We start from the raw sequence: 19,514 nt of genomic DNA on the forward strand, positions 1-19,514 counted from the left end.
TTTCAGTTTTTTAAAACTGAAGGCAAAATAATCTGGAAAACTGTATTTAAAAGTGTCTCTTCAAACTCATTCAAGGTCTGTCTTTGAGTCCACAAAACCCCTTGGGTGTTGTATGGTTAAGCCTCACGGGCAATTAGTACAGGTTAGCTCAATGCCTCGCAGCACTTACACACCCTGCCTATCAACGTTCTAGTCTTGAACAACCCTTAAGGACGCTTATAGCGTCAGGGAAAACTCATCTCAGGGCTCGCTTCCCGCTTAGATGCTTTCAGCGGTTATCGATTCCGAACTTAGCTACCGGGCAATGCCATTGGCATGACAACCCGAACACCAGAGGTTCGTCCACTCCGGTCCTCTCGTACTAGGAGCAGCCCCCTTCAATTTTCCAACGCCCACGGCAGATAGGGACCGAACTGTCTCACGACGTTCTAAACCCAGCTCGCGTACCACTTTAAATGGCGAACAGCCATACCCTTGGGACCGACTTCAGCCCCAGGATGTGATGAGCCGACATCGAGGTGCCAAACACCGCCGTCGATATGAACTCTTGGGCGGTATCAGCCTGTTATCCCCGGAGTACCTTTTATCCGTTGAGCGATGGCCCTTCCATTCAGAACCACCGGATCACTATGACCTGCTTTCGCACCTGCTCGAATTGTCATTCTCGCAGTCAAGCGGGCTTATGCCATTGCACTAACCACACGATGTCCAACCGTGTTTAGCCCACCTTCGTGCTCCTCCGTTACTCTTTGGGAGGAGACCGCCCCAGTCAAACTACCCACCAGGCACTGTCCGTAATCCCGATTCAGGGACCAACGTTAGAACATCAAAACTACAAGGGTGGTATTTCAAGGACGACTCCACCACATCTAGCGACGCGGTTTCATAGTCTCCCACCTATCCTACACATGTAGGTTCAATGTTCAGTGCCAAGCTGTAGTAAAGGTTCACGGGGTCTTTCCGTCTAGCCGCGGGTACACTGCATCTTCACAGCGATTTCAATTTCACTGAGTCTCGGGTGGAGACAGCGTGGCCATCATTACGCCATTCGTGCAGGTCGGAACTTACCCGACAAGGAATTTCGCTACCTTAGGACCGTTATAGTTACGGCCGCCGTTTACCGGGGCTTCGATCAAGAGCTTCGACCGAAGTCTAACCCCATCAATTAACCTTCCGGCACCGGGCAGGCGTCACACCGTATACGTCATCTTACGATTTTGCACAGTGCTGTGTTTTTAATAAACAGTTGCAGCCACCTGGTATCTGCGACTCTCGTCTGCTCCATCCGCAAGGGACTTCACTGATAAGAGCGTACCTTCTCCCGAAGTTACGGTACCATTTTGCCTAGTTCCTTCACCCGAGTTCTCTCAAGCGCCTTGGTATTCTCTACCCGACCACCTGTGTCGGTTTGGGGTACGATTCCTTACAATCTGAAGCTTAGAGGCTTTTCCTGGAAGCATGGCATCAATGACTTCACTACCGTAGTAGCTCGACATCGTATCTCAGCGTTAAGAAAGTCCGGATTTACCTAAACTTTCCGCCTACATACTTGAACCTGGACAACCGTCGCCAGGCCCACCTAGCCTTCTCCGTCCCCCCATCGCAATTGTAAGAAGTACGGGAATATTAACCCGTTTCCCATCGACTACGCCTTTCGGCCTCGCCTTAGGAGTCGACTTACCCTGCCCCGATTAACGTTGGACAGGAACCCTTGGTCTTCCGGCGAGGGAGTTTTTCACTCCCTTTATCGTTACTCATGTCAGCATTCGCACTTCTGATACCTCCAGCAGCCCTTACAGACCACCTTCAACGGCTTACAGAACGCTCCCCTACCCCACGCACCCTAAGGTACGTAGCCGCAGCTTCGGTGTATAGCTTAGCCCCGTTACATCTTCCGCGCAGGCCGACTCGACCAGTGAGCTATTACGCTTTCTTTAAATGATGGCTGCTTCTAAGCCAACATCCTGGCTGTCTGAGCCTTCCCACATCGTTTCCCACTTAGCTATACTTTGGGACCTTAGCTGGCGGTCTGGGTTGTTTCCCTCTCCACGACGGACGTTAGCACCCGCCGTGTGTCTCCCGGATAGTACTTACTGGTATTCGGAGTTTGCAAAGGGTTGGTAAGTCGGGATGACCCCCTAGCCTTAACAGTGCTCTACCCCCAGTAGTATTCGTCCGAGGCGCTACCTAAATAGCTTTCGGGGAGAACCAGCTATCTCCAGGTTTGATTGGCCTTTCACCCCTAGCCACAAGTCATCCGCTAATTTTTCAACATTAGTCGGTTCGGTCCTCCAGTTGATGTTACTCAACCTTCAACCTGCCCATGGCTAGATCACCTGGTTTCGGGTCTAATCCTAGCAACTGTACGCCCAGTTAAGACTCGGTTTCCCTACGGCTCCCCTAAACGGTTAACCTTGCTACTAAAATTAAGTCGCTGACCCATTATACAAAAGGTACGCAGTCACACCACGAAGGTGCTCCTACTGCTTGTACGTACACGGTTTCAGGTTCTATTTCACTCCCCTCACAGGGGTTCTTTTCGCCTTTCCCTCACGGTACTGGTTCACTATCGGTCAGTCAGTAGTATTTAGCCTTGGAGGATGGTCCCCCCATATTCAGACAGGATATCACGTGTCCCGCCCTACTCGTTTTCACTGATGATGAGATGTCGATTACGGGGCTATCACCCTTTATTGCGGCACTTTCCAGAGCCTTCATCTGTCTCATTAAAAGCTTAAGGGCTAATCCAATTTCGCTCGCCGCTACTTTCGGAATCTCGGTTGATTTCTCTTCCTCGGGGTACTTAGATGTTTCAGTTCCCCCGGTTTGCCTCCTGTTGCTATGTATTCACAACAGGATACTTACTTATGTAAGTGGGTTTCCCCATTCAGGAATCCCAGACTTAAAGGTTATTACTACCTAATCTGGGCTTATCGCAAGTTATTACGCCTTTCATCGCCTCTGACTGCCAAGGCATCCACCGTGTACGCTTAGTCACTTAACCATACAACCCGAAAGGGTCTCTGTTTTACTTTCACTTTTGAAAAGTGAAAACAAACTAGTATGGCAACTAACCAAGGTTTTTGGTTGTCATTAAGAAGGGTTAATTCTCAATGACTGTTTGCCGGACTCAATGTGATTCAAACGAATTTGAATCGAATACAAGACACTTGAATGTGTTTGTTGTGTTTATACCGTTCTTATTAACTAAGAGCAGATAAACATTGAGAACTTTTAAATTTGATTGAATTACTCGTAAGTAATCAATCAGTCAGCTTTCCAAATTGTTAAAGAGCTTGATTTCTTTCGAAACCATTTTTAAAGATTCTTAGGGAAAAACCCTTAAAGATGGTGGAGCTATGCGGGATCGAACCGCAGACCTCCTGCGTGCAAGGCAGGCGCTCTCCCAGCTGAGCTATAGCCCCATCTAGGTCGATATTGGTGGGTCTGAGTGGACTTGAACCACCGACCTCCCGCTTATCAGGCGAGCGCTCTAACCAGCTGAGCTACAGACCCAATATCGTCTCTTAACTTTTCTAAACCTAATCAATCTGTGTGGACACTTATCGTGAATATCTTCGTATAAGGAGGTGATCCAGCCCCAGGTTCCCCTAGGGCTACCTTGTTACGACTTCACCCCAGTCATGAACCACAAAGTGGTGAGCGTCCTCCCCGAAAGGTTAAACTACCCACTTCTTTTGCAGCCCACTCCCATGGTGTGACGGGCGGTGTGTACAAGGCCCGGGAACGTATTCACCGTAGCATTCTGATCTACGATTACTAGCGATTCCGACTTCATGGAGTCGAGTTGCAGACTCCAATCCGGACTACGACGCACTTTTTGGGATTCGCTTACCATCGCTGGCTTGCTGCCCTCTGTATGCGCCATTGTAGCACGTGTGTAGCCCTACTCGTAAGGGCCATGATGACTTGACGTCGTCCCCACCTTCCTCCGGTTTATCACCGGCAGTCTCCCTGGAGTTCCCGACATTACTCGCTGGCAAACAAGGATAAGGGTTGCGCTCGTTGCGGGACTTAACCCAACATTTCACAACACGAGCTGACGACAGCCATGCAGCACCTGTCTCAGAGCTCCCGAAGGCACACCTGCGTCTCCGCTGGCTTCTCTGGATGTCAAGAGTAGGTAAGGTTCTTCGCGTTGCATCGAATTAAACCACATGCTCCACCGCTTGTGCGGGCCCCCGTCAATTCATTTGAGTTTTAATCTTGCGACCGTACTCCCCAGGCGGTCTACTTAACGCGTTAGCTCCGAAAGCCACGGCTCAAGGCCACAACCTCCAAGTAGACATCGTTTACGGCGTGGACTACCAGGGTATCTAATCCTGTTTGCTCCCCACGCTTTCGCATCTGAGTGTCAGTATCTGTCCAGGGGGCCGCCTTCGCCACTGGTATTCCTTCAGATCTCTACGCATTTCACCGCTACACCTGAAATTCTACCCCCCTCTACAGTACTCTAGTTCACCAGTTTCAAATGCAGTTCCGAGGTTGAGCCCCGGGCTTTCACATCTGACTTAATGAACCACCTGCATGCGCTTTACGCCCAGTAATTCCGATTAACGCTCGCACCCTCCGTATTACCGCGGCTGCTGGCACGGAGTTAGCCGGTGCTTCTTCTGTTGCTAACGTCAAGAGATGCAGCTATTAACTACACCCCCTTCCTCACAACTGAAAGTACTTTACAACCCGAAGGCCTTCTTCATACACGCGGCATGGCTGCATCAGGCTTTCGCCCATTGTGCAATATTCCCCACTGCTGCCTCCCGTAGGAGTCTGGACCGTGTCTCAGTTCCAGTGTGGCTGATCATCCTCTCAGACCAGCTAGGGATCGTCGCCTTGGTGAGCCATTACCTCACCAACTAGCTAATCCCACCTAGGCATATCTTGACGCGAGAGGCCCGAAGGTCCCCCTCTTTGGCCCGTAGGCATTATGCGGTATTAGCCATCGTTTCCAATGGTTATCCCCCACATCAAGGCAATTTCCTAGGCATTACTCACCCGTCCGCCGCTCGACGCCCATTAACGCACCCGAAGGATTGTTAGTGTCGTTTCCGCTCGACTTGCATGTGTTAGGCCTGCCGCCAGCGTTCAATCTGAGCCATGATCAAACTCTTCAATTTAAGATTTTGTGACTCAACGAATACTGACTTCAAAACTAATATTTACCGAAGTAAACATGTAATTCTAAAGCTATTACCATTCCAACAGAATGGTAATGAATTGACTGTGCCAAATAACCGAGGTTATTTGTATTGGTCACTCAGTTCATTGAAATCAATTTTGATTCCGAAGAATCTGTTTTATCTAACGATAAAACGTTTTGATATTCATCAACGAGTGCCCACACAGATTGATAGGTTTAAATTGTTAAAGAGCTTTGCTTTCAGTGCCTTAGCACTTAAGCAGGACGCGTATAATACGCTTTCTACTTTGAAAGTCAACATAAAATACTAAGAAAACTTAGAACTCTATGGTGACTTGTCTACTTAGTAAACAAAGTCGAAATTAAAGCCTGGCGATGTCCTACTCTCACATGGGGAAGCCCCACACTACCATCGGCGCTATTGTGTTTCACTTCTGAGTTCGGCATGGAATCAGGTGGGTCCACAATGCTATGGTCGCCAAGCAAATTTTGCTTTTACTTTCAGTTTTTTAAAACTGAAGGCAAAATAATCTGGAAAACTGTATTTAAAAGTGTCTCTTCAAACTCATTCAAGGTCTGTCTTTGAGTCCACAAAACCCCTTGGGTGTTGTATGGTTAAGCCTCACGGGCAATTAGTACAGGTTAGCTCAATGCCTCGCAGCACTTACACACCCTGCCTATCAACGTTCTAGTCTTGAACAACCCTTAAGGACGCTTATAGCGTCAGGGAAAACTCATCTCAGGGCTCGCTTCCCGCTTAGATGCTTTCAGCGGTTATCGATTCCGAACTTAGCTACCGGGCAATGCCATTGGCATGACAACCCGAACACCAGAGGTTCGTCCACTCCGGTCCTCTCGTACTAGGAGCAGCCCCCTTCAATTTTCCAACGCCCACGGCAGATAGGGACCGAACTGTCTCACGACGTTCTAAACCCAGCTCGCGTACCACTTTAAATGGCGAACAGCCATACCCTTGGGACCGACTTCAGCCCCAGGATGTGATGAGCCGACATCGAGGTGCCAAACACCGCCGTCGATATGAACTCTTGGGCGGTATCAGCCTGTTATCCCCGGAGTACCTTTTATCCGTTGAGCGATGGCCCTTCCATTCAGAACCACCGGATCACTATGACCTGCTTTCGCACCTGCTCGAATTGTCATTCTCGCAGTCAAGCGGGCTTATGCCATTGCACTAACCACACGATGTCCAACCGTGTTTAGCCCACCTTCGTGCTCCTCCGTTACTCTTTGGGAGGAGACCGCCCCAGTCAAACTACCCACCAGGCACTGTCCGTAATCCCGATTCAGGGACCAACGTTAGAACATCAAAACTACAAGGGTGGTATTTCAAGGACGACTCCACCACATCTAGCGACGCGGTTTCATAGTCTCCCACCTATCCTACACATGTAGGTTCAATGTTCAGTGCCAAGCTGTAGTAAAGGTTCACGGGGTCTTTCCGTCTAGCCGCGGGTACACTGCATCTTCACAGCGATTTCAATTTCACTGAGTCTCGGGTGGAGACAGCGTGGCCATCATTACGCCATTCGTGCAGGTCGGAACTTACCCGACAAGGAATTTCGCTACCTTAGGACCGTTATAGTTACGGCCGCCGTTTACCGGGGCTTCGATCAAGAGCTTCGACCGAAGTCTAACCCCATCAATTAACCTTCCGGCACCGGGCAGGCGTCACACCGTATACGTCATCTTACGATTTTGCACAGTGCTGTGTTTTTAATAAACAGTTGCAGCCACCTGGTATCTGCGACTCTCGTCTGCTCCATCCGCAAGGGACTTCACTGATAAGAGCGTACCTTCTCCCGAAGTTACGGTACCATTTTGCCTAGTTCCTTCACCCGAGTTCTCTCAAGCGCCTTGGTATTCTCTACCCGACCACCTGTGTCGGTTTGGGGTACGATTCCTTACAATCTGAAGCTTAGAGGCTTTTCCTGGAAGCATGGCATCAATGACTTCACTACCGTAGTAGCTCGACATCGTATCTCAGCGTTAAGAAAGTCCGGATTTACCTAAACTTTCCGCCTACATACTTGAACCTGGACAACCGTCGCCAGGCCCACCTAGCCTTCTCCGTCCCCCCATCGCAATTGTAAGAAGTACGGGAATATTAACCCGTTTCCCATCGACTACGCCTTTCGGCCTCGCCTTAGGAGTCGACTTACCCTGCCCCGATTAACGTTGGACAGGAACCCTTGGTCTTCCGGCGAGGGAGTTTTTCACTCCCTTTATCGTTACTCATGTCAGCATTCGCACTTCTGATACCTCCAGCAGCCCTTACAGACCACCTTCAACGGCTTACAGAACGCTCCCCTACCCCACGCACCCTAAGGTACGTAGCCGCAGCTTCGGTGTATAGCTTAGCCCCGTTACATCTTCCGCGCAGGCCGACTCGACCAGTGAGCTATTACGCTTTCTTTAAATGATGGCTGCTTCTAAGCCAACATCCTGGCTGTCTGAGCCTTCCCACATCGTTTCCCACTTAGCTATACTTTGGGACCTTAGCTGGCGGTCTGGGTTGTTTCCCTCTCCACGACGGACGTTAGCACCCGCCGTGTGTCTCCCGGATAGTACTTACTGGTATTCGGAGTTTGCAAAGGGTTGGTAAGTCGGGATGACCCCCTAGCCTTAACAGTGCTCTACCCCCAGTAGTATTCGTCCGAGGCGCTACCTAAATAGCTTTCGGGGAGAACCAGCTATCTCCAGGTTTGATTGGCCTTTCACCCCTAGCCACAAGTCATCCGCTAATTTTTCAACATTAGTCGGTTCGGTCCTCCAGTTGATGTTACTCAACCTTCAACCTGCCCATGGCTAGATCACCTGGTTTCGGGTCTAATCCTAGCAACTGTACGCCCAGTTAAGACTCGGTTTCCCTACGGCTCCCCTAAACGGTTAACCTTGCTACTAAAATTAAGTCGCTGACCCATTATACAAAAGGTACGCAGTCACACCACGAAGGTGCTCCTACTGCTTGTACGTACACGGTTTCAGGTTCTATTTCACTCCCCTCACAGGGGTTCTTTTCGCCTTTCCCTCACGGTACTGGTTCACTATCGGTCAGTCAGTAGTATTTAGCCTTGGAGGATGGTCCCCCCATATTCAGACAGGATATCACGTGTCCCGCCCTACTCGTTTTCACTGATGATGAGATGTCGATTACGGGGCTATCACCCTTTATTGCGGCACTTTCCAGAGCCTTCATCTGTCTCATTAAAAGCTTAAGGGCTAATCCAATTTCGCTCGCCGCTACTTTCGGAATCTCGGTTGATTTCTCTTCCTCGGGGTACTTAGATGTTTCAGTTCCCCCGGTTTGCCTCCTGTTGCTATGTATTCACAACAGGATACTTACTTATGTAAGTGGGTTTCCCCATTCAGGAATCCCAGACTTAAAGGTTATTACTACCTAATCTGGGCTTATCGCAAGTTATTACGCCTTTCATCGCCTCTGACTGCCAAGGCATCCACCGTGTACGCTTAGTCACTTAACCATACAACCCGAAAGGGTCTCTGTTTTACTTTCACTTTTGAAAAGTGAAAACAAACTAGTATGGCAACTAACCAAGGTTTTTGGTTGTCATTAAGAAGGGTTAATTCTCAATGACTGTTTGCCGGACTCAATGTGAATCAAACTAAGTTTGATTCGAATACAAGACACTTGAATGTGTTTGTTGTGTTTATACCGTTCTTATTAACTAAGAGCAGATAAACATTGAGAACTTTTAAATTTGATTGAATTACTCGTAAGTAATCAATCAGTCAGCTTTCCAAATTGTTAAAGAGCATAAAGCAAAAAGCTTTAATCAATAACTTGCGTTATTAATTAAAGCTCTGGCTTTAACTAAATCTAAACCATCAATCTGTGTGGACACTTATCGTGAATATCTTCGTATAAGGAGGTGATCCAGCCCCAGGTTCCCCTAGGGCTACCTTGTTACGACTTCACCCCAGTCATGAACCACAAAGTGGTGAGCGTCCTCCCCGAAAGGTTAAACTACCCACTTCTTTTGCAGCCCACTCCCATGGTGTGACGGGCGGTGTGTACAAGGCCCGGGAACGTATTCACCGTAGCATTCTGATCTACGATTACTAGCGATTCCGACTTCATGGAGTCGAGTTGCAGACTCCAATCCGGACTACGACGCACTTTTTGGGATTCGCTTACCATCGCTGGCTTGCTGCCCTCTGTATGCGCCATTGTAGCACGTGTGTAGCCCTACTCGTAAGGGCCATGATGACTTGACGTCGTCCCCACCTTCCTCCGGTTTATCACCGGCAGTCTCCCTGGAGTTCCCGACATTACTCGCTGGCAAACAAGGATAAGGGTTGCGCTCGTTGCGGGACTTAACCCAACATTTCACAACACGAGCTGACGACAGCCATGCAGCACCTGTCTCAGAGCTCCCGAAGGCACACCTGCGTCTCCGCTGGCTTCTCTGGATGTCAAGAGTAGGTAAGGTTCTTCGCGTTGCATCGAATTAAACCACATGCTCCACCGCTTGTGCGGGCCCCCGTCAATTCATTTGAGTTTTAATCTTGCGACCGTACTCCCCAGGCGGTCTACTTAACGCGTTAGCTCCGAAAGCCACGGCTCAAGGCCACAACCTCCAAGTAGACATCGTTTACGGCGTGGACTACCAGGGTATCTAATCCTGTTTGCTCCCCACGCTTTCGCATCTGAGTGTCAGTATCTGTCCAGGGGGCCGCCTTCGCCACTGGTATTCCTTCAGATCTCTACGCATTTCACCGCTACACCTGAAATTCTACCCCCCTCTACAGTACTCTAGTTCACCAGTTTCAAATGCAGTTCCGAGGTTGAGCCCCGGGCTTTCACATCTGACTTAATGAACCACCTGCATGCGCTTTACGCCCAGTAATTCCGATTAACGCTCGCACCCTCCGTATTACCGCGGCTGCTGGCACGGAGTTAGCCGGTGCTTCTTCTGTTGCTAACGTCAAGAGATGCAGCTATTAACTACACCCCCTTCCTCACAACTGAAAGTACTTTACAACCCGAAGGCCTTCTTCATACACGCGGCATGGCTGCATCAGGCTTTCGCCCATTGTGCAATATTCCCCACTGCTGCCTCCCGTAGGAGTCTGGACCGTGTCTCAGTTCCAGTGTGGCTGATCATCCTCTCAGACCAGCTAGGGATCGTCGCCTTGGTGAGCCATTACCTCACCAACTAGCTAATCCCACCTAGGCATATCTTGACGCGAGAGGCCCGAAGGTCCCCCTCTTTGGCCCGTAGGCATTATGCGGTATTAGCCATCGTTTCCAATGGTTATCCCCCACATCAAGGCAATTTCCTAGGCATTACTCACCCGTCCGCCGCTCGACGCCCATTAACGCACCCGAAGGATTGTTAGTGTCGTTTCCGCTCGACTTGCATGTGTTAGGCCTGCCGCCAGCGTTCAATCTGAGCCATGATCAAACTCTTCAATTTAAGATTTTGTGACTCAACGAATACTGACTTCAAAACTAATATTTACCTAAGTAAACATGTAATTCTAAAGCTATTACCATTCCAACAGAATGATAATGAATTGACTGTGCCAAATAACCGAGGTTATTTGTATTGGTCACTCAGTTCATTGAAATCAATTTTGATTCCGAAGAATCTGTTTTATCTAACGATAAAACGTTTTGATATTCATCAACGAGTGCCCACACAGATTGATAGGTTTAAATTGTTAAAGAGCTCTAGCGTTTTGTGATTCACATCTCAGTCGCTAGGGGTGCGTACTATACCTGCACCACTTTGAGAGTCAAGGGTTATTTTCAAACTCTTTTTCTCTACCGATTTCGCTGTGTGACTTTCGCCTCACTCCGTGTCGGTGAGGCGGCATTATAGAGAGATTGAAGGGGAGCACAAGGGCTTTTTGAAATAAAAGTTTTGTTCGCCTAAAAAGCCACCAGATCCGCATTTTTCGAATAAAAACTAAACATTTGAGACGTATCACAGCAATACATTGGAAAAATGGAAGCCATGAACGTAAGATTCATGTGTCTATTTTGTTAATGGTAGATGCGTCTATTTCGTTTATTAATATGTAGTATTCCGATATGAACTCAAAAAAATCGATGTTGTTAATTGTCGCACTGGCTGTATTAGGCGGCATTGTTTTCTCTCAGGTAGATATATCGCCTGCAATTACCTTTATCCTTGGTGTCTTGGCTTCCGCTTTTGTTGTTAACTTTTCAAGCACCGACTCAAAATCAGATTCAGAACCTAAGGCTTCAACAAAAACACTTTATGTGGGTAACCTTCCATACAAAGCAAACGAATCACATGTGCGTGAATTATTCTCAGAGCATGGTGAAGTCTTTGCAGTACGTTTAATGAAAGACAAACGCACTGGTAAAAGAAGAGGCTTTGGATTTGTTGTTATGGCAAGTAATGATGTGAATCATGCAATCTCTGCACTTAATGATAAAGATTACATGCAACGAACTTTAAAAGTACGCGTTGCAAATGATCCTAAACATCCTGAAGCGGACGAATCTGAACTGAGCTAAACCCTAACTGCTTTAACATGCTATTTAGTGCACTTTCTTTTTTAGGAAGTGCACTACAAAAAACCTCACGCACTCCCCCCTCTTTATTGCCACTTTCCAAATCCAATAAATCTTGTACTCGCTTAGCGATCGCTTTACCAGAATCAACCAATAAAACATTGCTACCTAAGACCTGTTGAATCTCGGACTTTATCAATGGGAAATGTGTGCACCCTAAAACGGCCACATCTATAGTGTTGAGCATAGGATGAAGGATTTGCTGTAACTCTTGAAGATTAATCACCTCACCTCTGAGTTTCTCTTCAGCCATATCCACCAGCCGAGTAGAACCTAAAAGTTCGACTCTTTTATTACTCGAGAAGTTTTTGATTAAGTCGTGCGTGTATTGACGAGTGATCGTCGCAGGAGTAGCAATAAGACCAACTGCTTTATTAGCAAGCAGGGATGCCGGCTTAATGGCCGGTACAACACCAACTATAGGGATAAGGTTATTAGCTCTGAGTGTCGGTAAGACAATCGTGCTCGCCGTATTACACGCTATCACTACAATATCAATCGCGTGACTAGCTACAAAACTGGCCACGATGCTTTGAACTCTGCGAATGAGCACTTGCTGATCGAGTTCACCATAAGGGTAAGCCTCGTTGTCGAATACATAGATATAGTTATGATTCGGTAGTAACTGACTTATCTCTTTATATACAGATAGACCACCCACTCCAGAATCAAAGACCAATATATTTTTTTGTAGACTATCCGACACAGCGATTACCTATAATAAGTTTCGCTGCAATGATACTCCTTCGCTTAGTTTTCGCCAATCTTCACTCTATATAATGCAAGCTTGATAGCGTTGATGAACAAAACGCTCACCTTGCTCTACATTTTGTAACTCTATCTCAAGCTTTCCTTTAAAACACGGTGCTGACGTCACTAAGGTATGGAACTCACCGTCTTCACCACATGGATCGACATAACTCGGTAAACTGTCTATTAGTTCTAACGTGTATTTCTGCCCACAGTAGCTCTTATCCAATGCGTCGCTATCAACCGTGACGAGAAAGGTTTCGATTTCTCTGTTTATTATCTCACTAGCTAGAGCCTGACTACTCTCTCCCATTAGTGGAAACACACACTCCCAGCCAGCCGGTTCTATATAGCTTTTGCGGTAGTCGGCTATGCCGTTACAAAACATATCGCCAAATGCGACCGCATCAATTGATAAGCCAGACCCTTTCAATGCTGAGACAATCGTACTTTGGTAAATCTCATTACTTGGGAACACTTCGGGAAGCTCTATGGTGATGAGTGGCAAACCGATTAATTGCGCCTGCATAGCCACGACATCAATCGGAGTCACTTGGAAAGGGACTTCATCTCCAACATACGTAGTATAGAGAGCAACAACTTCATACTCGACACTCTCAAGTAAGCGCTCTAGGGTTAAGGTGGAGTCTTTACCTGATGACCAGCTTATGACGACTTTCTTTTTCATTGATATACCCGATAAGAAAAAACCGCCCGAAGGCGGTTTAGGTGTTAATTAGAATTGGTAAGTAGCATTCACGTAATATGTACGCTCTGGTGATGGATATCCACCAGCAGTCTCGTACTCTTCGTCAGTTAAGTTATCCACTCGACCATTTAAAGTAAGGTTTTCATTCGCATAGTAGTTCACTGAAACATCAAACAAGCTATACGCTGCGAGATCTTCAGAGAAGTCCGGTCTCTCACCTACATATTGGTAACCTAGTGAAACATCAACCTCATCGAAACTAGCCACTGCATTATACTTGTAAATCTTCTTAGCTCGGCGTATCAGTTGCTCACCAGATTGATCTTCTGGGTCTTGGAAGTTCGCGCTCACTTGGTGATTAATAAAGCTAGTATCAAATCCAACGACCATTTCCACACCACGTAGTTGGCTTTCGCCATCGGTATTGTAGTACTTATTTGTCGCGTAGTTGTAATCAATTAAGTCTTCAACGTTCGTGTCATAGCCAGTAATCGACCAATCAACATCCTTGATTAAGCCACCAAAAGTCAGCTCGAATGAATCTGCCTTTTCAGCTTCTAACTGTGCATTACCGTAGTAGCTGTATAGTTGATATAAGTTAGGTGCCTTGAAGGATGTGCCATAAGCTGCTTTCACGACAAGCCACTCAGCATAACGATAGCCTAACCCTGTGTTGTAAGTGGTTTCGGTACCAAACTGTTCATTGTCATCCACACGAAGGCTCAGCTCGCCAAACACTTTATCCGCATCAGCGTTTAATGCAGCGAAGTACGCAACATTCGTTCTGTCGTATTCAGTATTCGAAGGCTTAACAATATAAGCCTCATCACGCCAATCTACACCGCCACTAAGAGTCAGTACCGACGTCAGTTTGTATGAATTCACCCATTGAACATTTAGCTGTTCAAGCTCATCAGATGTTGCTGACGCAGAGTTCTTGCCTAAAGACTGTTCGTAGTTCCAGTTATCTTGATTCTGATAGTTAACTAGGAAATCAGACTTAAGTTCACTGCCACTATATTTAACACCAGTAGCAAAGGTAGAGTTTTGCACCTCTGCTTCTTTGTAAGAATGGACTGGGTTGCCGGTATTAAAATCAACATATGAACCATCATATTGAGAGATAGTCTCGAACATGCGGAAGTTAGCAAAACCACTCCATTGCTGATCAAAATTATGAACATAACCAATTAGTGCGTTGCGCGATTCAAAACCATGGCGGTCACCATCATTTATTCCTGGCATTGGGTGAACGTTGTAACCCTCATCCGAATCATAACCAACAGATACGTTTAAGTGACCATTTTCACCGACCTTAGTACCACTAACAAAACTCAGCTCTTGGTAATCTAAGCTTCCTAAACCAGCACTTACCGCCGTTTTTTCATTGTCGGAATTTGCAACGGTAATAATGTTAATAACACCGCCGATAGCTTCTGAGCCATACATAGCAGCACGGGCACCTCGAACGTATTCCACTCGATCAACGAATGTAATTGGTAACTGGCTAAAGTCGACTCCACCTTTTGCAGCCCGCGCAAAACGAATACCATCAATTAGAACAAGTACTTGATCAGAGTTAGCACCACGAACAAAGATCGAAGCTTGCTGTCCTCGCCCTCCATTTTGTGAAACCTGAATACCCGTCAATCGTCTAAAAACATCTGTTAGAGACTTAGCTTGAATTCGATCGATATCTTGGCGTGTTACTACTTCAACTTGAGCGACAACACTTTCCGTGCTTTGCTCAAAACGATTAGCCGTAACCACCATGGTTTCGTCGGCAGAGGCTTCTTGGGCGTGTAAATTGGAGATAGGTGAAAGCAGCGATGCTACAGCTATCGCTAAAAGGGATTTGTTCATGTTGTTATCCTAAATCGCGTAAATTCCTACCAAACCACATCTTATGGTTTAGCTACTGGCAGGTATTCGGACTCAAGAGTACAACCTTATGGTTACCTTATATTCGACTTCCCACAAAAAGCTATTTGCAGTGTCTTATGAATACTTGTTCTCTTTTACCGCTGCGCGTCAGTTCTGGATTCACACCAGATTCCCTCTTCAGCCATCTATACATCTAAATGGCACCAGCTTGCCGAAGATAGTATTGACCTCTGAATCATTTGTCTAGTCTAAGATAGTTATAAGCTATAGTTTTCATGGCCTATTTACACTGATTGGCTCTCAACACTGGACAAGCGCCTGTGATTGAATAAAATCTGCGCTCTTGATTTAAAAGCACGACAGCAAAAGGCATAACAATGGCGAATTTAGATGTAAACCCGCAACGCTACCAAGAACAACTGGCAGAAAAGACTGAGCGTCTTACTGAAATGTTCTCAGAATATAATGTGCCTGAGCTGGAAGTGTATGAATCTCCAGAACAACACTACCGCATGCGTGCTGAGTTCCGCGTGTGGCATGAAGGTGACGATATGTATTACGTCATGTTCAATCAAGAGACCAAAGAAAAATACCGTGTAGACCAGTTCCCCGCTGCTAGTCGTCTTATCAATGACTTGATGCCTCTATTAACTGATGCAATGAAGAACAACCATTCTCTACGCCACAAGCTATTCCAAGTAGATTTCCTTTCTACGCTAAGCGGTGAGATTTTGGTGTCACTGCTTTACCACCGTCAGTTGGGTGAGCAATGGATTCAAGATGCTAAAGCGCTAAAACAGCAATTGAACGATGAAGGTTTTAATCTAAACCTGATTGGCCGTGCGCGTAAGATGAAGATCGTTTTAGACCGTGATTACGTTATTGAGAAACTAGACGTAAATGGCGATAGCTACATCTACCAACATGTAGAAAACAGCTTTACTCAACCAAACGGCAAAGTAGCAGAGAAAATGTTGGAATGGGCTGTCGACTGTACTCAAGATAGCAAAGGCGACTTGCTTGAACTTTACTGTGGTAACGGTAACTTCTCATTAGCATTGGCACAAAACTTCGAGCGTGTACTGGCAACAGAACTAGCGAAGCCATCTGTAGAGTCAGCGCAATACAACATTGCAGCGAACAAGATTGAAAATGTTCAGATCATTCGTATGTCTGCGGAAGATTTTACCGTAGCAATGGAAGGCAAGCGTGAGTTCCGCCGTCTACAGCAAGCGAACATCGATCTTAAGAGCTACAACTGCAACACTATCTTTGTTGATCCACCACGCTCAGGTATGGATGTTGATACTTGTAAGATGGTTCAAGGTTACGAGCGCATCATGTACATCTCTTGTAACCCTGAAACGTTGAAAGAGAACCTAGAGATCCTAAGCGAAACACACGACATCACTCGTTTTGCTCTGTTTGACCAGTTCCCTTACACGCACCACATGGAAGCTGGCGTATTCCTAGAGCGTAAAGCGTAAGTCTCGCTTTCTAAGTCTAAGCCAAACAACAGATACAAAAAAACGAGCCCATTGGCTCGTTTTTTTAATTTCTAAATCAGCTTAAGCGGTTTTACCGATAAAGCCTAGCTTCTTACCTACCCATGCAAGAAGCAACATCGCGACAATAATCGCAAAGAAGTTTGAGCCAGCATCAGGGTGTTGTGCCTTCACAAAAGCCGAGTGGCCAAATGCGCCGACAAAGAAACAAGCTAAACCTACTAATGGAATATCTTCAGATACTGGGTTAGTTAGGTACTCTTGGTAAAGTGCTTGTACAGCCAAGACTAAAGCAATCAGTGGGAAAATAGAGAAGCCCACTTCGCTCATTGTTACCCAAGATAACAGAGCATCACCACACACACCGGCAATAACAGCAAGTACGAGTGTCTTTCTTTCTGAACCACGGTTTACAGTATTATTTTCATTCGACATTATTCAATCCCGCCTTTTAATCGGTTACGTTCACGTTCTTTACGATACCAAAAAGCCCCTTTGGCCATCATTCGCAATTGCATGATCAAGCGTTCAGCCAGTTCATCTCGCTGACGTCGATCTAAATCTAATGCTTCTGCCCCTGAATTGAAAACCAAGATAACGGAGGCTTCAGCTTGAGTAAAAGCTTCGTCTCGTGTCATGCCGGTTGTTATCAAATATTCGGTTAACTCAGCAGAGAAGTGCTGTATCTCACGAGCTACCGCCGCACGAAACTCAAACGAGGTTCCTGAGCGCTCTCGTAATAACAGTCTGAATACGTTTGGGCTGCTTTCAATGAATTCCATAAAGGTTTCAACCGATGTGCGAATCACACTGCCTTCTTTTACTATGCGTTGCCTAGCTTGTCGCATGAGCTGGCGCAGTAGTAAGCCACCTTCATCAACCATGGTTAAGCCAAGCTCATCCATGTCTTTGAAGTGACGATAAAAGGAAGTCGGTGCTATTCCAGCCTCACGAGCGACTTCTCTCAAGCTTAGGTTGGAAAAACTACGATCGGCACTGAGTTGGCTAAATGCTGCATCGATTAAGCTGCGACGAGTTTTTTCTTTTTGCTGTGCGCGAATGCCCATTGGTTTCATACTTTATCAATTTCTTCTTTTACAGCCTAAACAGGCATGTCTAATACTCTCTTCAATATAACGCGAATCACTTATTTATATAAGGCACTCCGGTTATATAAGACACTCAACACGCCTCTTTGTTCACGTACCGAAGTAAATACGTTCGAAGAAAAAATTTCAATATCCACACTGTCATTTGGAGACATACGACATACCAAATATTATTTTTTCGGTAACACTGCGTGATCTCACCGACTCTCTGATGCCCTTTTCATGTACCCAAGAACAGAATCAGTTAAAATCTCGCTAAAGCAATGTTAATCAAATATAACAAGGAAGATATCTATGCCACACTCCAACCACTTTGATGTAATCGTAATTGGTAGTGGCCCCGGAGGCGAAGGGGCAGCGATGGGGTTAACCAAAGCCGGGTTGAACGTTGCAATCATTGAAAAAGAGAGCAGCGTTGGTGGTGGTTGTACCCACTGGGGAACCATTCCTTCCAAAGCACTGCGTCATGCCGTAAGCCGTATTATTGAATTCAATAACAACCCACTGTTTTGTCAGAACAACAAAAGCATTCACTCAACGTTCTCTAACATTTTGGGGCACGCGAAATCAGTCATCGATAAACAGACTCGACTACGCCAAGGCTTCTATGACCGTAACCAATGCACACTAGTATTTGGTACTGCGCGTTTTATCGATACCAACACTGTCTCGGTAATGCAAAGCGATGGCACTGAAGAACATTACAGTGCAGACAAATTTGTTATCGCGACAGGCTCTCGCCCATATCAACCAGACAACGTCGACTTCTTACACGAGCGTGTTTACGACAGTGACTCGATTCTTTCTCTTAAACACGACCCTCAACACATCATCATTTATGGTGCTGGTGTTATTGGTTGTGAGTACGCGTCTATCTTCCGCGGTTTAGGTGTTAAAACCGATCTCATCAATACTCGAGACCGCCTACTATCATTCTTAGACAATGAAACCTCTGATGCGCTTTCTTACCACTTCTGGAACAGCGGTGTAGTGATTCGTAACGACGAAACCTTTGAGAAAATCGAAGGAACGGACGATGGCGTGATCATTCACTTAGAATCCGGCAAGAAAATGCGTGCCGACTGCCTACTGTATGCCAATGGCCGAACCGGTAATACCGATAAGTTGAACCTTGGTGCGGTTGGCTTAGAAGCGGATTCTCGTGGACAAGTATCCGTAAACACCAATTACCAAACCAATGTTGACCATGTTTACGCGGTAGGTGATGTGATTGGCTACCCTAGCCTAGCGAGTGCGGCTTATGACCAAGGTCGATTCGTTGCACAAGCGATTGTCAAAGGTGAAGCTGAACGCCACCTTATTGAAGACATTCCAACCGGTATCTACACCATCCCTGAGATCAGTTCTGTTGGTAAAACCGAGCAAGAACTAACGGCTGCGAAAGTACCTTATGAAGTGGGACGTTCTTCATTCAAACACTTAGCTCGTGCTCAAATCGCAGGTAAAGATATTGGTAGCTTGAAGATCCTATTCCACCGTGAAACCAAAGAGATTTTGGGTATCCACGTGTTTGGTGAGCGTGCGGCTGAAATCATCCATATCGGCCAAGCGATTATGGAGCAGAAAGGTGAAGCAAATACCATCGAGTACTTTGTGAATACCACCTTTAACTACCCAACGATGGCAGAAGCTTATCGTGTTGCAGCACTTAACGGACTTAACCGTTTGTTCTAAATAAAAAACCAACAGGAGTATTTGACCACCCATAGGCCAAATACATAAACAGCAAGCCATGAGCTTGCTGTTTTCATTTAAGGCACTGAAAAATATAGCATCTAGAGTAATT

At 46.4% G+C, this 19,514-nt stretch carries 8 protein-coding genes, 2 tRNA genes, 5 rRNA genes and 1 riboswitch; of the genes, 3 read left to right on the forward strand and 12 right to left on the reverse strand.

What is annotated here, in order from left to right; genetic code table 11:
• Positions 1–112: 112 nt before the first annotated feature.
• From L0992_15245 to L0992_15275, 7 genes are all read right to left on the reverse strand, one after another.
• Positions 113–3,004, reverse strand: a 23S ribosomal RNA gene (locus tag L0992_15245).
• A gap of 345 nt (positions 3,005–3,349) precedes the next feature.
• Positions 3,350–3,425, reverse strand: a tRNA-Ala gene (locus tag L0992_15250).
• A gap of 14 nt (positions 3,426–3,439) precedes the next feature.
• Positions 3,440–3,516, reverse strand: a tRNA-Ile gene (locus tag L0992_15255).
• A gap of 67 nt (positions 3,517–3,583) precedes the next feature.
• Positions 3,584–5,138, reverse strand: a 16S ribosomal RNA gene (locus tag L0992_15260).
• 390 nt (positions 5,139–5,528) lie between these two features.
• A 5S ribosomal RNA gene (gene rrf, locus L0992_15265) occupies positions 5,529–5,644 on the reverse strand.
• A gap of 128 nt (positions 5,645–5,772) precedes the next feature.
• Positions 5,773–8,664, reverse strand: a 23S ribosomal RNA gene (locus tag L0992_15270).
• A gap of 401 nt (positions 8,665–9,065) precedes the next feature.
• A 16S ribosomal RNA gene (locus tag L0992_15275) occupies positions 9,066–10,620 on the reverse strand.
• The 16S, 23S and 5S rRNA genes sit together here with 2 tRNA genes alongside, the layout of an rRNA operon.
• Positions 10,621–11,240: 620 nt before the next feature.
• Here L0992_15275 and L0992_15280 point away from each other — a divergent pair.
• Positions 11,241–11,693, forward strand: coding sequence for an RNA-binding protein (locus tag L0992_15280; GenBank protein XGB67020.1), 453 nt, complete (start codon positions 11,241–11,243; stop codon positions 11,691–11,693).
• Here L0992_15280 and murI read toward each other — a convergent pair.
• From murI to btuB, 3 genes are read right to left on the reverse strand one after another with little or no spacing between them, the layout of a single operon-like run.
• Positions 11,656–12,462, reverse strand: coding sequence for a glutamate racemase (gene murI, locus L0992_15285; protein XGB68744.1), 807 nt, complete (start codon positions 12,460–12,462; stop codon positions 11,656–11,658). The two genes, L0992_15280 and murI, sit on opposite strands and share 38 nt — an antisense overlap.
• A 60-nt stretch (positions 12,463–12,522) precedes the next feature.
• Positions 12,523–13,188 carry an adenine nucleotide alpha hydrolase gene (locus L0992_15290; protein ID XGB67021.1) on the reverse strand — a complete coding sequence of 222 codons (666 nt, stop codon included), beginning with the start codon at positions 13,186–13,188 and terminating at the stop codon, positions 12,523–12,525.
• Positions 13,189–13,236: 48 nt separating this feature from the next.
• Positions 13,237–15,072: a TonB-dependent vitamin B12 receptor gene (gene btuB / locus L0992_15295; GenBank protein XGB67022.1), complete on the reverse strand. Its 1,836-nt coding sequence runs from the start codon at positions 15,070–15,072 to the stop codon at positions 13,237–13,239.
• A 39-nt stretch (positions 15,073–15,111) separates the two neighbouring features.
• Positions 15,112–15,316, reverse strand: a riboswitch (cobalamin riboswitch).
• Between the two features lie 154 nt (positions 15,317–15,470).
• Here btuB and trmA point away from each other — a divergent pair.
• A complete protein-coding gene (trmA, locus tag L0992_15300; GenBank protein ID XGB67023.1) occupies positions 15,471–16,580 on the forward strand; it encodes a tRNA (uridine(54)-C5)-methyltransferase TrmA in 1,110 nt (369 codons plus the stop codon).
• A gap of 81 nt (positions 16,581–16,661) precedes the next feature.
• Here trmA and L0992_15305 read toward each other — a convergent pair whose 3' ends face one another.
• Together L0992_15305 and fabR are read right to left on the reverse strand one after the other, a co-directional pair.
• On the reverse strand, positions 16,662–17,033 hold the full coding sequence (locus L0992_15305) for a YijD family membrane protein (protein ID XGB67024.1): 372 nt from the start codon (positions 17,031–17,033) through the stop codon (positions 16,662–16,664).
• Complete coding sequence (fabR, locus tag L0992_15310; protein XGB67025.1) at positions 17,033–17,674, reverse strand: HTH-type transcriptional repressor FabR; 642 nt, start codon at positions 17,672–17,674, stop codon at positions 17,033–17,035. The genes L0992_15305 and fabR overlap by 1 nt, the downstream gene beginning before the upstream one ends.
• Before the next feature lie 327 nt (positions 17,675–18,001).
• On the opposite strand from fabR, the gene sthA reads away from it, so the two are divergent.
• Positions 18,002–19,402: a Si-specific NAD(P)(+) transhydrogenase gene (gene sthA, locus L0992_15315; GenBank protein ID XGB67026.1), complete on the forward strand. Its 1,401-nt coding sequence runs from the start codon at positions 18,002–18,004 to the stop codon at positions 19,400–19,402.
• Positions 19,403–19,514 lie beyond the last annotated feature (112 nt).

This window comes from Vibrio pomeroyi (genome assembly GCA_041879425.1).
In the GTDB taxonomy this organism is placed as follows: Bacteria; Pseudomonadota; Gammaproteobacteria; order Enterobacterales; family Vibrionaceae; genus Vibrio; species Vibrio pomeroyi_A.